The sequence below is a fragment of the Pseudanabaena biceps PCC 7429 genome, assembly GCF_000332215.1.
Classification (GTDB): domain Bacteria; phylum Cyanobacteriota; class Cyanobacteriia; order Pseudanabaenales; family Pseudanabaenaceae; genus Pseudanabaena; species Pseudanabaena biceps.
The window spans coordinates 1-13,830 of record NZ_ALWB01000153.1; the positions used below are offsets into that span (position 1 = coordinate 1).

Annotated in this window: 16 protein-coding genes and 1 tRNA gene; 3 read left to right on the top strand and 14 right to left on the bottom strand. The window is 45.0% G+C overall.

Features of this window, described 5'->3' with window-relative positions; all coding sequences use genetic code 11:
- The first annotated feature begins 285 nt into the window (after positions 1-285).
- The gene (locus tag PSE7429_RS15775) at positions 286-807 is read left to right on the top strand and encodes a DUF3172 domain-containing protein (protein ID WP_009628258.1); all 522 of its coding nucleotides are present in this window, start codon (positions 286-288) and stop codon (positions 805-807) included.
- Positions 808-853: 46 nt separating this feature from the next.
- Here the strand turns inward: PSE7429_RS15775 and isiD are convergent, their stop codons facing one another.
- The 11 genes from isiD to PSE7429_RS15830 all read right to left on the bottom strand — a co-directional run bounded on the left by isiD (position 854) and on the right by PSE7429_RS15830 (position 10,360).
- Positions 854-1,087, bottom strand: coding sequence for a protein IsiD (isiD, locus tag PSE7429_RS15780; protein WP_009628259.1), 234 nt, complete (start codon positions 1,085-1,087; stop codon positions 854-856).
- A 24-nt stretch (positions 1,088-1,111) separates the two neighbouring features.
- Positions 1,112-1,203: transfer RNA gene (locus PSE7429_RS15785), tRNA-Ser, on the bottom strand.
- Positions 1,204-1,249: 46 nt separating this feature from the next.
- Positions 1,250-1,537, bottom strand: coding sequence for an MSMEG_0570 family nitrogen starvation response protein (locus PSE7429_RS15790; protein WP_009628260.1), 288 nt, complete (start codon positions 1,535-1,537; stop codon positions 1,250-1,252).
- A gap of 218 nt (positions 1,538-1,755) precedes the next feature.
- Positions 1,756-2,910: an MSMEG_0565 family glycosyltransferase gene (locus tag PSE7429_RS15795; RefSeq protein WP_009628261.1), complete on the bottom strand. Its 1,155-nt coding sequence runs from the start codon at positions 2,908-2,910 to the stop codon at positions 1,756-1,758.
- A gap of 3 nt (positions 2,911-2,913) precedes the next feature.
- Positions 2,914-3,819 carry a class I SAM-dependent methyltransferase gene (locus tag PSE7429_RS15800; RefSeq protein ID WP_009628262.1) on the bottom strand — a complete coding sequence of 302 codons (906 nt, stop codon included), beginning with the start codon at positions 3,817-3,819 and terminating at the stop codon, positions 2,914-2,916.
- 215 nt (positions 3,820-4,034) lie between these two features.
- Positions 4,035-4,997, bottom strand: coding sequence for a sll0787 family AIR synthase-like protein (locus PSE7429_RS15805; RefSeq protein ID WP_009628263.1), 963 nt, complete (start codon positions 4,995-4,997; stop codon positions 4,035-4,037).
- Positions 4,998-5,495: an MSMEG_0567/Sll0786 family nitrogen starvation N-acetyltransferase gene (locus tag PSE7429_RS15810; RefSeq protein ID WP_009628264.1), complete on the bottom strand. Its 498-nt coding sequence runs from the start codon at positions 5,493-5,495 to the stop codon at positions 4,998-5,000.
- 292 nt (positions 5,496-5,787) lie between these two features.
- A complete protein-coding gene (locus PSE7429_RS15815; RefSeq protein ID WP_009628265.1) occupies positions 5,788-6,921 on the bottom strand; it encodes an MSMEG_0568 family radical SAM protein in 1,134 nt (377 codons plus the stop codon).
- 200 nt (positions 6,922-7,121) lie between these two features.
- A complete protein-coding gene (locus PSE7429_RS15820; RefSeq protein WP_009628266.1) occupies positions 7,122-8,126 on the bottom strand; it encodes a Nit6803 family nitrilase in 1,005 nt (334 codons plus the stop codon).
- A 14-nt stretch (positions 8,127-8,140) separates the two neighbouring features.
- Entirely contained in the window at positions 8,141-8,623 is a 483-nt protein-coding gene (locus PSE7429_RS15825) for an MSMEG_0572/Sll0783 family nitrogen starvation response protein (RefSeq protein ID WP_009628267.1), read from the bottom strand.
- A gap of 453 nt (positions 8,624-9,076) precedes the next feature.
- On the bottom strand, positions 9,077-10,360 hold the full coding sequence (locus PSE7429_RS15830; RefSeq protein ID WP_009628268.1) for an MSMEG_0569 family flavin-dependent oxidoreductase: 1,284 nt from the start codon (positions 10,358-10,360) through the stop codon (positions 9,077-9,079).
- A gap of 414 nt (positions 10,361-10,774) precedes the next feature.
- Between PSE7429_RS15830 and PSE7429_RS15835 the strand changes: the two genes are divergently transcribed.
- A complete protein-coding gene (locus PSE7429_RS15835) occupies positions 10,775-11,065 on the top strand; it encodes a hypothetical protein (protein WP_009628269.1) in 291 nt (96 codons plus the stop codon).
- A gap of 46 nt (positions 11,066-11,111) precedes the next feature.
- Here the strand turns inward: PSE7429_RS15835 and PSE7429_RS15840 are convergent, their stop codons facing one another.
- Positions 11,112-11,963, bottom strand: a complete 852-nt coding sequence (locus PSE7429_RS15840; RefSeq protein ID WP_009628270.1) for a metal ABC transporter permease — start codon at positions 11,961-11,963, stop codon at positions 11,112-11,114.
- A 172-nt stretch (positions 11,964-12,135) separates the two neighbouring features.
- A complete protein-coding gene (locus PSE7429_RS15845) occupies positions 12,136-12,657 on the bottom strand; it encodes a hypothetical protein (protein WP_009628271.1) in 522 nt (173 codons plus the stop codon).
- 255 nt (positions 12,658-12,912) lie between these two features.
- Here PSE7429_RS15845 and PSE7429_RS15850 point away from each other — a divergent pair, with 255 nt between their 5' ends.
- Positions 12,913-13,521 (top strand): hypothetical protein, encoded by a 609-nt coding sequence (locus PSE7429_RS15850; protein WP_009628272.1) that lies wholly within the window; start codon positions 12,913-12,915, stop codon positions 13,519-13,521.
- 112 nt (positions 13,522-13,633) lie between these two features.
- Here the strand turns inward: PSE7429_RS15850 and PSE7429_RS24535 are convergent.
- Positions 13,634-13,830: IS1 family transposase (locus tag PSE7429_RS24535; protein ID WP_233424365.1), on the bottom strand; the 197-nt coding region annotated here is incomplete at its 5' end.

The window sequence follows — 13,830 nt, forward strand, 5'->3', positions numbered from 1 at the left end:
CGTTGCTTCGCAACGCTTTCAAAAATTTCCTTGTGGTTCGTTTGATCGGTAATTGCTGTAATTAGACGTTGCGGCGCTTCGCGCCGCAACGTCTAATTCTTGGTTTTGTATGTCTATACCTCAAGAATTGATTGGCGGCGCGAAGCGCCGCCAATCAATTCTTGGGGTTTAAAAAGTTTGGCGATACTTTCATGAATTCGTATAACTTTTGAGAGGTTTACTTGGTAAAGCTCTCAAAAGTTCAGCACTTTCGGTTAATCTAGGAAATAACCCTAACTCACATCTATGGCACGACGTAGTAGATACTCCACAACTCTGAACACACCTCCTACCGAACCAAGATCTAACGGCACAACTACTAAACTTGCGATCGCAGGTGCAATTTTTGCTGTGGGTATTGGTGTGGGTATTGCCCTCTCCACCCTTAACCCCACACCACGTACCGTTGACGCAATTCGCCTAGATAACCTCGCCCCCAGTCGCGATTTTTGCAATAACTACGGAGCATCAGCAATGGTGATGAGTAGTCGGGTATACGTGACACTTAACCCCTTTAACGTATTCATCAGTCAAGCCGAGCCTGTTCCTGGCTGTGTCGTCTTGCCAAACAACTGGAATTTACTGCTCCAAAAGAATGTCATCAAGGAAGCCGATATCCGTCAATGTAAGGATCGGATGAATACCTTTGGCTTTACGGGCGATCTCGAAAAGACTCCCGTTGTTGACTGTATTTACGAAAGTAAAAATGCTACCGAGAAGTTTACGAACGCCCTTCCCGCCAAGCCTAGTCCCAGCCCCCAACCATAAGAAAAGAGCGTCTCAATGAGACGCTCTTTTCTTGGTATTGATCTTTCTAGCATTCATCAAATGCTTCTAAATCGAGCAAATGTCGATAGGGTTCGGCTAATTCGGAACCCTTAAAAGCTAGTGATCGCAGAATATGCCAGTCGTTCAAGCTTTCAAAAGCATTGGTATAATCGTCTCGCTCAAGCCGATCCGCGATCGCTGCGACTTCCGACGCATTGAACTTACTAGGATCGACTTCTGGCGCTTCGCCTATAACATCCTTGGATGGGTTATTAACCATATCGCTCTATGACAGGCTTGTGAACGGAGAGAGAGGGATTCGAACCCTCGGTACGGAGTTACCTGCCGTACAACAGATTAGCAATCTGCCGCTTTCGTCCACTCAGCCATCTCTCCAATTTATTAGGAATTATATCTTATCAGATTGTACGTAGAATGCAAGTCAATTATTAAATTTAATAAATTTTACTTTGGGATCGTTTAACTGGGCGTACTTGGCTGCCTTTGCCTCGATTTCCTGCAATTGTCCCAAAGCCAATCCACAGGGGAACCCATACTTTGCCTTGACGCGATCGCTTGCAATATTAAGAGCAGTTCGCGATCGTTCGACAAAATCTACTAGGTCGTACTCGGTGTTGGGGACAAAATATTCTTTAACGATTAAAGATGGCGAGTAACAGGAATCTTGAGAATCATCTGGCCAAGCAATTTGAAAATGGATTTCAGGCATAGGATTTCCTCAGCAAATTATTTTAAAAGCAATAGCAATGAAGGTTTTGATTGGAACTTAAAACCCCAAAGATGAGTGGCGGCGCGAAGCGCTGCCACTCATCTTTGGGGTTTTAAGTTATTCTAACTATCTCAAGCATTGCCATAGTATGGGCACAAAGCGGTACTATCTTCTCTAATTTTGCCATTTTTACCGTAAATTGCATATATTTCCTGCATTTATGCGATCGCAAATTGCCGTCTATAATGGGCGATATGCATGTGAGCCGAGTTTTCCCAAGTATATTTTGTCAAAATTTCTTGACTGGCTAGTACTAAGGATTGACTGAGTTGGGAATTCATCACCAATCGCATTCCTTGGGCGATCGCTTCGACATCGTCGGGATCGACCAATAGAGCCTGTCGCTCCGATAAAAACTCCGTAAAGGGTGGACAGTTGGAGGTAATTACAGGCAATCCTGAAGCGATCGCCTCCATCACGACCAATCCCCATCCCTCCTTTGCCGATGGAAATACAAAGGCATCGGCACAGCGATAAAGAGCGGGCAATTCGAGATCGGTGAGTACGCCTGTAATTACTAAGGATTTGCCAAGATTTAAGTTTTTCGAGATCGCCAGAAATTCATCGCGATAGGCTTGATAGTCGAAGAGGGTGGCTCCGCCAGCGATGACTAACTGGGCGTTAGGAAAATCTTCTAAAACCCGCGCAAAGGCTTGGATAAGCTTGATAGAATTTTTGCGTGGCTCAATGCCCCCAACGGTTAAATAAACTGGCGCACCTGTTAACCCAAATTTTTGGCGAATGAGCGATTCCATGCCATTGCGATCGCGCGAAAATCTTTGTAAATTTACCCCATTCAGCACCTGTGGGGCGTGGATGTGATAATGCTGGTAAATTTGCTTTTGCCAACCCGCACTCACGCATAGGCATAGCTCTGCATCCCGAATTGATCGATCCTGACAAGCTTGTAAATAGGGACTATGGTAATCCTCGATATGGTGAATAGTGCGAACAAAGTGGGGGATATGCCCTTGCGATCGCAAAATCGCTAAAGCATTAGCGCTGATGCAGTCTTGCGCGTGGTAGACATCATAGTGAAGGGGAGCATTATCCAGATACACCACGAATTCCTGAATGCGCTGTTGAATTAGGCGATCAATCTCCTTGGGGGCAGACTGGGCGGGAATGGGTTGAAACTCACAGGATAAATGGCGATCGAATCCCAGTCCATCCTTATCTAGAGCATAGATACAGACTCGATGCCCTAATTTTTGCAAGGCTTCCGCGAGTTCGAGGGTATGGATGACGCTTCCTCTCGGTTTGGTGGCATAAGTCAGGAGCGCAATATGTAATTTTGATATTGTCGATGACATGAATTATATTTTGTGGGCAACATGGAAAGCCGAAAGAAAAGATAGTTTGAGGCGATCGCCTTGATGGTGATGGAGAACTGCGCGGAGTTTGTCAAAGAGCTTAATTCTGCTGTCGGGCGCAAGCGCAATATAGGGGGAAAGCGTACTCAGCAGTAATAGATAGTCATCAAGACTATAGATAATTTGATAGCTTGAACAGTCATAACTCAAGTTGTCAAAGTAGCCTGAATCGAGAATAATTTGACTGAATTTCAGGAAATCGGCTTGATGGGTTTGTTTGCCCTCATGTCTAGCGTAAAAGGGAATAGAAGGGGCTAGGGCTTGATAAATATCTTCAACTAACTGATAGGTTGCCTCATCTATTTGGGGCGGAGTATTCCATAATAAAATGAGAGAACCTTGAGCTTTTAATGCCGATGCTGACTTAGCATAGGCGATCGCAGGATCGATCCAATGCCAAGAGGTGGCGGCAAGGACAGCCTCAAAGCGCTCAGAGCCCAATTCCCATTCCTCAAAAGCTAAATTTTGAATTTCGACATGGGGATATTGGGCACAGTTTTGCTTTGCTAATTCCGAAGCTTCATAATTTGGTTCCAGACTTACTAGGGAAAAGCCCAAACTCGCAAAGTTTACCGTGGCGATCGCAGGACCGCAACCTAATTCGAGGATTTTAGCTTGGGGTTGCAGTTGAGCGAGTTTAATGGCACGGTCGATGATTTCTTGAGGATAGCGAGGTCTCACCCGATTATAGGCTTCTGCAACGGAACCATACCAATGCTTTCTTTTGCCTAAGTCTTTGCCAGCATAGTCGTTAACTACCTCAGTCCAACTTTTTTGCTCAGAATCGTTGGGCGTAGCAATGGCTGGTATCTTTCCCATCGGATTCGGTAAATCTGGCAAATCGGTCATAAAATTCCCTTGCTAGCTGGTGATTCTAAGTAGCTAGGCATAATTAAAAACCAAAACCAGGGAGCATACCGCCCGCGAAGCGGGCGGTATGCTCTTCTGGGTTTTAAGTTTACTTATGCTTAGCTACTTAGTTTACTATTTTTCGACTAGTCGACTAGTCGGTAAATATAGCTTCTCAGGATTTTCAAAACCCAAAAGATGAATAGCGTCGCTATTCATCTTTTGGGTTTTGAAAATCCTGTTAAAGTATCGCGATCGAAATCCCAAAACAAAACTGAAGCCGATCGCGATTGCAAAATTACCTGTGGGCTAGATTGCACTTCACCAACCACCACACAGGTTAAGTCTTGAGTATGAAAAAGAGCTTGCACTTTTTCTACTTTGTCGGGACGAACGCTTAATAAAAATCCATAGCTGGGGAAAGAGATCAGCCACCGTTCTAAGGGAATACCATCGGGACGGGGAATGCTTTCCAAATCGAGGATCGCACCACAATTAGAAGTCTCCATCAGCATCAATAACGTACCGATAATGCCACCCATGCTGATATCTTTCGCCGCATCGCATAACCCTGAGTTGGCTAAAAATGGCAAAATCGCTAAATTCTCTCGGAGTTGTTGCGGCTCGGCTTGAGTGGCTGCATTCCAAAATGGATAATCGGGATGGAATTGTCCCCGCAGATCGATCGCTACTAATAGCCGATCCTGTGGGCTCGCATTAAAGCTGGTGAGCAACTTCTGGGCGCGTCCGAGAATGGCTACAGACAGCGCATTGTAAGCGCTGCGACAATTGGTATGTCCGCCGACAATGGGAATTTGGTAAGCCGTAGCAGCGGCTTTCATTCCTGCGAGTAATTCCGAAATCGAATCAGGGGATTGACTCCAGATCGTATCGACGATCGCGATCGGCTCACCACCCATGGAGTAAATATCGCTAACATTGACCATCACCGAACACCAACCTGCAAACCAAGGGTCGGTCTCGATTAATTGCGGTAACATTCCCTCGGCGGCAAGAAGTAAGTAACTATCACGATTGGGGATAGCGGCACAATCATCACCTAAGAGAATGCCCTTGCTGTTCCATGATTCACCCAAACCCTTAGCCGCAATCTGGATATCCTGTTTATGCAATATTCCCATGGATTGCCTTAGATGAGTGACGAGATCAGATAACATCTAGGATGCCTCGCGGTAGGGGAAAGGACGGATTTCATTCCCTGCGGGATAGAAGTTCAGATCGGCTTCCATAAAGTGGTGAGGGAGATCGCAGATCGTCATTTCCTCTAGGGATTGCCAATGTAGACGTTGGAAGAAACGTACGTTTTGGATCTGCACCGTGGCAAGGAAGCGATCGCATCCCCATGTATTCGCCGTTGTCACTGCTTTATAAATCAATCCTTTCCCAATTTGCCAACCGCGTCGGTAGTCTTTATGAGTACCCAGCCTGCCACCGTACCAGATTCCTTTCTCGGTTTCATAAATTCGGACAACCCCCACAACTTGATTGTCATCGGTATTTATCGCCACGATCGGATAGGCGATTTGATCGATATCATCGATATCGTTCTCTTCAAATACATACTGCTCTTCGACAAAGATTGCTTTGCGAAGTTTGAAGTAGGACTCTATTTCTTGATCTGTAGATGCAAGCTTGAAAACATAAGCAGAAGTCATGGTAATTATTCCTAAGTTGAATTCCTAAGTTGAATTCCTAAGTTGAATTTTCGCGCTATCAAATCAGTAGCTACTCCATTCCCAGTAAGGGTTTTCAAATCACAAAATGGCTACGCCATTTTGTGATTTGGTATTAAACGTTGCGGCGCGAAGCGCCGCAACGCTAATTATTGATTTTTGATGTCTATTTCTTTGGTGGAAAGGGAGTAAGCATAGGTAAACCTAAAACCTAGAAGAGCGTGCCGACCACCTAGCAGGCAGTACGCTCTCTAATTTTGGTTTTTAATTACATTCATTCAAAGAGAGAAAGAGCAGAACAGGCTCCACACTTGGCGCAACCCGCCTTGATATCTGCTGAAGACATCTGCGATCGCTTTAACAAAGCGCCCACCCTTTCATATAGGGCAAACATAAATTCCGTGGTTGGTGCAGGATGATCGGCTAATGGCGTACCACTAATGGGAACAAAGGGAACGACAAAGGGATAAACTCCTATACTAATCAGGCGATCGCAGGTTTCGACTAGAGTTTCGAGACTATCGCCTAGTCCCGCTAAGAGATAGGTGCTGACCTGTCCCCAACCAAATACCTTGACAGCCGAGGCAAAGGCATCAAAATAATAGTCGAGGGGAACGCTTGCTTTCCCCGCCATGATTTTGGCGCGAACTTGAGGATCGGCAGCTTCAAGGTGCATTCCTAAGGTATCGATGCCTGCGGCTTTCATACGCTCAAACCAGATGAAATCATCGGGAGGTTCGCACTGTGCTTGAATGGGAATATCTACTTGCGCTTTGATTGCCTTAGCACATTCCGTTAAATAAGCCGCACCGCGATCGCTTGTATTGGGCGTACCTGTCGTCATCACCATATTTTTGACTCCATCTAGTCGCACAGCAGCTTCGGCAACTTCAGCGAGTTGCGCGGGTGTTTTGCGCGCGATGGTGCGTCCTGCTTCTAGGGATTGCCCGATCGCACAAAACTGACAGGCGGTATCGGTATGGTTATAGCGCATACAGGTTTGCAGAACCGTTGTGGCGAGGACATCATGGCTGTGCAGGAGCGCGATTTTCCAATAGGGAATGCCATCGCTGGTGGTCAATTCATAGAACTTAGGAGCTTTGGGGAAGGCAATGGTGGCGATCGCTTCTTTGCCTGATTCTAAGAACATTTCCTGAGTTTCGCTATCGATCTCTACCCTATAGGGGGAACTCGCTGCCGAACTATTAAAGACAGGAACCATCACGGTCATCCCATCAATAGCGATCGCCTTATGATCGGAAGGACCTGCTCCGCCTTTGCGACCGCTAGCTCCCATTTGTCGATCATTTGGGCGATCATTTAGGCGATCATTTAGGCGATCGTTGGAGCGATCTGCTAGCTGCAAACCCTTAGTCTGCAATTCTGTAATTAGTTGTTGCTTGTTCATAAAGGCTTGTCCCATCAAAACTGGCGATCGGATTTTTGATAAAAATATGGTTTTATACCAATTCACGAAAGTGTGACAACACTTTTGTGAATTAAAAACCAAACCCAGTAAGGGTTTTCAAGGCTGAAAATGCCGTAGCCATTTTCAGCCTTAGTATTAATCTTGGCGTTTTAATTTTGCCAACGGCAAAATTAAACCCGCTACGCTTCAGCCCCGCGATCCTGACTGGGGAAATTCTCATAATTTGGGAATCCATTTAATCCACGCTCGAATCCTTTGATCTGGAATCCTGCAAAGGGTTCAGCATTCAGATGGGCTTGCAATAGGTCAGGGCGTGCGTAATGTCCGATCGAATCCATCATGCGCTTGCGTTTGGTAATTAGCGAAAAATCTAAATCCGCGATCGCCATGCCTTCACCATCGGTAATTGGCGGACAGAGATGATTGCCTTCGGGACTGATAATCGCAGTGTTACAACCACCACTTAGGGCTTTTTGGAGTTTCTCGTCGCTGGTGATTTGCGTAACTTGCTCGGGCGAGAGCCAGCCTGTAGCATTAATCACAAAGCAACCTGACTCAAGGGCATGGTGACGGATGGTGACTTCAATCTGGTCGGCAAAAATCTGACCGACTAGAGAGCCAGGGAATTGAGCGCAGTGGATTTGTTCTTGCTGCGCCATCAGGGCAAATCGCGCGAGGGGATTGTAATGCTCCCAACAGGCAAGAGCGCCAACTCTACCTACGGATGAATCGACTACCTTCAGCCCAGCACCATCACCCTGTCCCCAAACCATACGCTCGTGATAGGTTGGGGTGATTTTGCGCCGTTTGAGTAATAGGGTTCCATCGGCATCGAAGATAAGTTGCGTATTATAAAGAGAACCACCGTCGCGCTCGTTTATGCCCAACACCACGACGATACTATGCGATCGCGCCGCTTGACTAACTGCTTCTGTAACTGGACTAGGTACGACAACGGCTTCTTCGTAGAGGCGTAGATGCTCTTTTCCCATCATTACAGGGGGCTGTACAAAGGAAAAATAGGGATAGTAGGGAATGAAGGTTTCAGGGAAGACGACGATCTGAGCGCCTTCTTTGGCAGCATTCGCGATCGCTTGTAAAACTTTCTCCGTCGTACCATCGCGACTAAATAAAACAGGGCTGATTTGAACGGCAGCGGCTCTAACTTTGCGCGAGTAATCCACGATTTATGAGATTCCTAAAGAGTCCAAGTATCAAGAATGAAAGCGTTATCCTTACGATGTAAAAGAATGATATCCAATACATCTAAGGGACTAATGGGACGAATTCCGGGAATGAGTGAAGGTTCGCCATGTCCGTAGAGAGCTTGAAGGGCAAAGCGACAAGCATAGACCTTGCCACCCTCAGACATAAACTTAGAGATTTGGTCATTAAAATTCTGATGCCCTGGAAAAGCTGCATCGCCTAATTTGGGGAAGCCGCGTTGTACTCCCAATGTTACTCCAGGTCCATAGAGTAAGATCGAAGTTTCAAAACCTTTGCGAAGTAAGCGGGTTGCTTGCAAGAGATTCACAAACCCGATCGAACCTTCAAAGGCAACGGTGTGAAAAGTGACAAGGGCTTTCTCCCCTGGCTCGGCTTTGACATCCTCGAATACCTTCTCTTCATAGTTCACAAAGAAGTCGCCAGTCTGATGAGCGGGAGTAGTTACTTCAGGCATTGTTTTTTCCTTAAGATTGAATGGAGGGGAGGCTAAAAGCTAAAAGCCTGTAGCTAGGTATGAACTTGAAGTCAGATTAGTTGTTAGCTACGGTTCTATTTTGTATATCTGGTTACGGAAAAGAGAACTCTATCTTTATCACTAGGAAGGCGATCGCTTTTTTCAGGGATTGCTCAAAATGCATTGCTATACCTATCGAAATCGATAGGTATAGCTATATTCACTTAAGTCAGGAAATCAAAAAACCCAATAGAGAGTTGCGGCGCGAAGCGCCGCAACTCTCTATTGGGTTTGATTTTTGTCCTAACATTACTGACTATAGCGATAAATATAAAACCCAAAAAGCTGTGACGCACGCGTAGCGTGCGCCACAGCTTTTTGGGTTTTAACTATGCTCAGCTACTTAGCTCAAATCCAAAAGACGAGTGGCAGTGCTTATCTTTGGGGTTTGAATCACGAACCGAGCAAAAATTCATTCACCACTGTCCAATCGCTCGTATGGGCGACTTTGCTCCTTGCCATAATATAATCCGCGAGATAAGCCGCATCTCTAGCAATGCCTGAAAATCTCCCCGAACCCCATGTATAGAGCCAAGGTAAACCTAAAAAGTAGATCCCTCTCACCTCAGTAACGCCGCGATCGTGGGCAGGGTAGCCCTTGCCATCAAATACGGGAATTTCAAGCCAACTGAAATCCGATTGGAAACCAGTACACCAAATTACGGTTGTAATATTCGCTATATCGAGATCGAGCATTAGGTCGGCATCACCAGCAGGTTGCCAAACGGGGTAATAGGGTGGTTCGGTGGGAGCAGCGATCTGATTAGTTTCGATGAAATTATCAATTGTTTTCTTGATGCTTTCATAGACTACATCCGCGCCATCAAGATTTTGTTTGAGATCGTTAAGGAACTCTAATTTATGACTAGAGATATTTTTTAAGCGCCCATGGAGTTCCATTCCCTCAAGGGCGAATCGGCGCAGATCGATCTCGCGTCCACCATCGCGACCTGTAAGGTAATGGTTGGCTTTGTTGCGCACTTTTTCTTTTTGGGGATGCCGATCAATGGACAATTCGTAGTAGCCCATCATATCTAGCCATTCCACCGCATCTTTGCCTCGGTAACGACGAGGCGATCGCGGTGCACTGCCGACGGATAGATGGACTTTGCGTCCTGCGAGGTGCAAGTCTTCGGCAATTTGACAGCCTGATTGACCAGTGCCAGTTACTAATACTGCACCATCAGGGAGGGATTCAGGATTTTTGTATTTTGAGGAATGTACCTGCAAAATGCCATCGGGTAAGCGTTCAGCGATCTTGGGAATCTTGGGTTGGTGATAGGCTCCGATCGCAACTACGACTTGATCGGCGGTATATTCACCGATACTAGTAGTTACCGTGAAGATACCGCGATCGCTGCGGCGTAAATTTAAGACTTCAACCCCTTCTTTAATGGGGGGATTAAAGGAACTTGCATAGCCTTCAATGTATCGGACAATCTCATCTCTTTTGATAAAACCTTCGGGGTCGTTGCCTTGATATGGATAGCCAGGCAGTTGACATTGCCAATTGGGAGTTACCAAGCAAAAGGAATCCCAACGCTGCGATCGCCATGCATTTGCGATTTTGTTTTTCTCAAAAACAATATGGTCTAAGCCTTTTTCCTTTAAGCAATAGCTCATGGATAGACCTGCTTGACCGCCGCCAACAATTACAACGGGATAATGATTTGCCATTGGCTAATTTCTTCATCTTTGCTTAGAATGAACTGAGATTAAGTGCTAGCCAAAGCGGAATTTTGTATTCCTAACTACGGAATATGGAAGTCTATCGATAACGTTAGGAATGAGAAATATCTGCATAGTTGAAAAGCGATCGCTCTTTAAACTTCTACCCAAATCAATAGCCTCCCAAATAATACCAATTTCAAAAATGGCGTTGCCATTTTTGAAACCTCAAAATCTTACTGGGTTTGTTTTTTAATTCACTGAAGTAAGTAGCTACGTAGAAGAGAGTACCGCCCGCTACGCGGGCGGTACTCTCTGTTTTTGTTTTTTATTATGCTGAACTACTTAACACGCTATTTTTGATCGCGAAATTATCCCCAAACAGGCTAGGATACTTATATACAGAGTAATCAGGAATTAACAATGGTAGAACGTCCTATCAAGAAAGCAGACCGTCAGCTAAAACCCGAAACTGAAGAAACTACACCTAGCGCTAGACAGTCTGATGACTCCGACAAAAAGCGTTCTACCCGTAGTGGCGGTCGAGACAAGAGAGATAAGCGGGGCTCCAGAGATGAAGAGCCAAAGGCTCCCGTAAATCTCGCTTTGGTTAGAGGACCCAAACCCACCAAACCCAAACCAGTCGTGGAAGAAGTCGCCGCAGAAACCTCTAGTAGCGAAGAAACCGCTTCCGAAGAATCATCCGAAGCATAAATTTACATCCCCTCATAGTAAAAAAGCGGCGCAAAGCGCCGCTTTTTTATTTAGAACCAGTCAGCAAGCCTTGAGTGGGGCTAAAAACTAAGGCTAATAAAAATAACATCAATACCGCTAAGACGATCGCTGGTCCTGAAGGTAAATTTAAGTAATAACTGGCATACAATCCGATCGCACTGGCGGTAACCCCTAAGCCCGCACCCACATAAATCATTTGATGCAGTTCTTTGACTAATAAATAGGCGGTAATTGCGGGACCAACTAGTAGCGATACCACCAACACGACACCCATCGTTTGCATACTGGCAATGATCGTCAGGGTTACTCCTGCCATCAGTCCCAAATAAATGAGATTCACAGGGAGTCCTAGAGCTTGTGCCCCAGTGCGATCAAAAGTGTAAAACAGCAATTGTTTATAAAACATGGCGATCGCTGTTAGGACGATCGTGGCAATCACCCCTGCCCTGATCGTATCCGTTTGGGAAACGCTAAGAATATCGCCAAAGAGAAATCCATGCAGATCGATTTTAATTTTTAGTAGAGAAATTAATAAAATACCGATCGCGAAAAAGCTCGAAGAAGTTAGCGCCATAGCAGCATCGACCTTGACGCGAGTTTGCGATCGCAACCAAGCGATTAAAAATGCGCTACTGATGCCCGACATAAATGCGCCGATCGCCACATCAATCCGCCAGAAAAAGGCGATCGCCATCCCTGGCATCACCGTATGGGTCATCACATCCCCCAGCAAAGCCATGCGCTGCACGATCAAAAAGCAACCGATCACTGGACAGATAATTCCTGCTAAACCACCTGCGATTAAGGCGTTTCTCATGAATTCTAGTGCTAATGGTTCGGAGAGCCATTGCCAGACTGGGATTTGGGCAATTTGCATAAATAAATAAATAGATAAAGGCGTGGGGATTTGTGTAGACAAGTAATTCAGCACAAGTAATTCAGCACAAGTAATTCAGCACAAGTAATTCAGCACAAGTAATTCAGCATAGTTGCAAACCAAAAAACTTAGCGGGTGGTGTGCTCTTGTGTTTTTTAAGTTTGCTTCTTAGCTATTTAGACCCAAAAGCAGCGATCCATTTGTGCTGAATGGCAGTTTCGAGAATATTTTGCACGATCGCGAACCATGCAATATTTTCCAACAATAAAATCATGATCGCTAAAGTAATTTGCATTAGGGGTAATGGCATCAGCCATGGCAATTCGCGATCGATGGTGGCAAAACTCCGAATGCAGGCAAAGGCTAAAATTGCTCCTGACTTGAGGTGGGAGTTGCGATCGTGCCGCACAATATAGCGATAGGTGACTGCAAATAAAAAACCTGCAAAGCCCATCATACTTAACTTGATTGCTAATAATAAGGGACGAGCCAGCGCAAAGCTGTCTATTAGTTGTGTTGGCGAGTTGGTCGAGACTGGTTGCAAGGTTTGCGCGAGCAAATGGTGGAGAAGGGCGATCGCAAAAAATGCAAAAATGCTAGCGATTGCTCCCAGACAGCCTGCTTTAAAGGATTCAATGCGATCGGTTATTGATAGATGTTCGGATTCAGTGGTAATAAGAGGAGAAGATTGCACGCTCGTTAACTATATTTTAGGGCTACAGCAATCCTACATGACTTCAGAAGCAATACAGTAACCTCCGCCGAGACCGTCAAGCAAACTATGGTGCATCCCACTAACCACAAATTAAAATCGCGATCGCTAGCAAGCGTTATTTTTTGTTAAGTTTATACAATAGTCTATATCATCGGTTTAAGCGATGCGATCACATAATAGGCTTAAGCAAACTAGGGATTTGTCAGTAAAGAATTAAAGATATATGAAAGATATATGTCTAAAATACCGATCCTCCAAGCTGATCAATCATATATTTTTCGCTCCTACTTCGAGATGTCCTATGGTGCGGACGAAATTCTGGCTGAATTTGGCTATACATTTGCTAGCGATCGCATTCCATTACCGAAAACAGAAGAAACTCTAAGTTGGGTTCCTGAATTACGCGATCGCATCGAATCTTTCTTACCCCATATTCGACTCACTAGTGAAACTGCTCGTCGTGAAACACTAGTTGCTCCTTTATTACTTGCGGTTACAGTCCATTGCAATTGTCAGTTGAGAATTGAATATCCATTAAACGTAAATAATTGGCTAAAAGGTTATTTGGATTACCTTGTACGTTCTACCCATAATTTGTTGGTTGTAGAGGCTAAGAATGATGACCTTACCAAAGGTTTTACCCAATTAGCAGTGGAGTTAATCGCTCTCTCTGAAGCTGAAGAGCAGAATGAACTTTACGGAGCCGTGACGATTGGTAATGTTTGGCAGTTTGGGCATTTAGATGCGAAATCGAAAAAGATAATACAGATTGCTTCGCTGTATCGGATTCCTGAAGATATCGAAGAACTAGCTCAAATTTTAGTTGGTATTATAAATCAATGAAATAGCGATCGCTATTTAGCATTTGTTTGATTGCTTCTAAAATTTGATCTTTAATCACAAGTTTTTGCCCACTTATTTAAAAAGATGCTAAGCACAAAGAGAAACGGTAGTCCTAAAAAGGAAAGGACGCACACGGAGGTAAAGAAGTGTTGTAATGATGAATAAAATTCCAAATGGCCCCAATGTGATTTTCCAACTTCTTAGAAAAGGATAAGGTCTTTCTAACTAGTCTAGATACTCGTTGACGTAACGTACAGTTGAATCGCTCAATATAGTTGGTCTTTCCCGTTTCTTTACCGACTGCCCTAT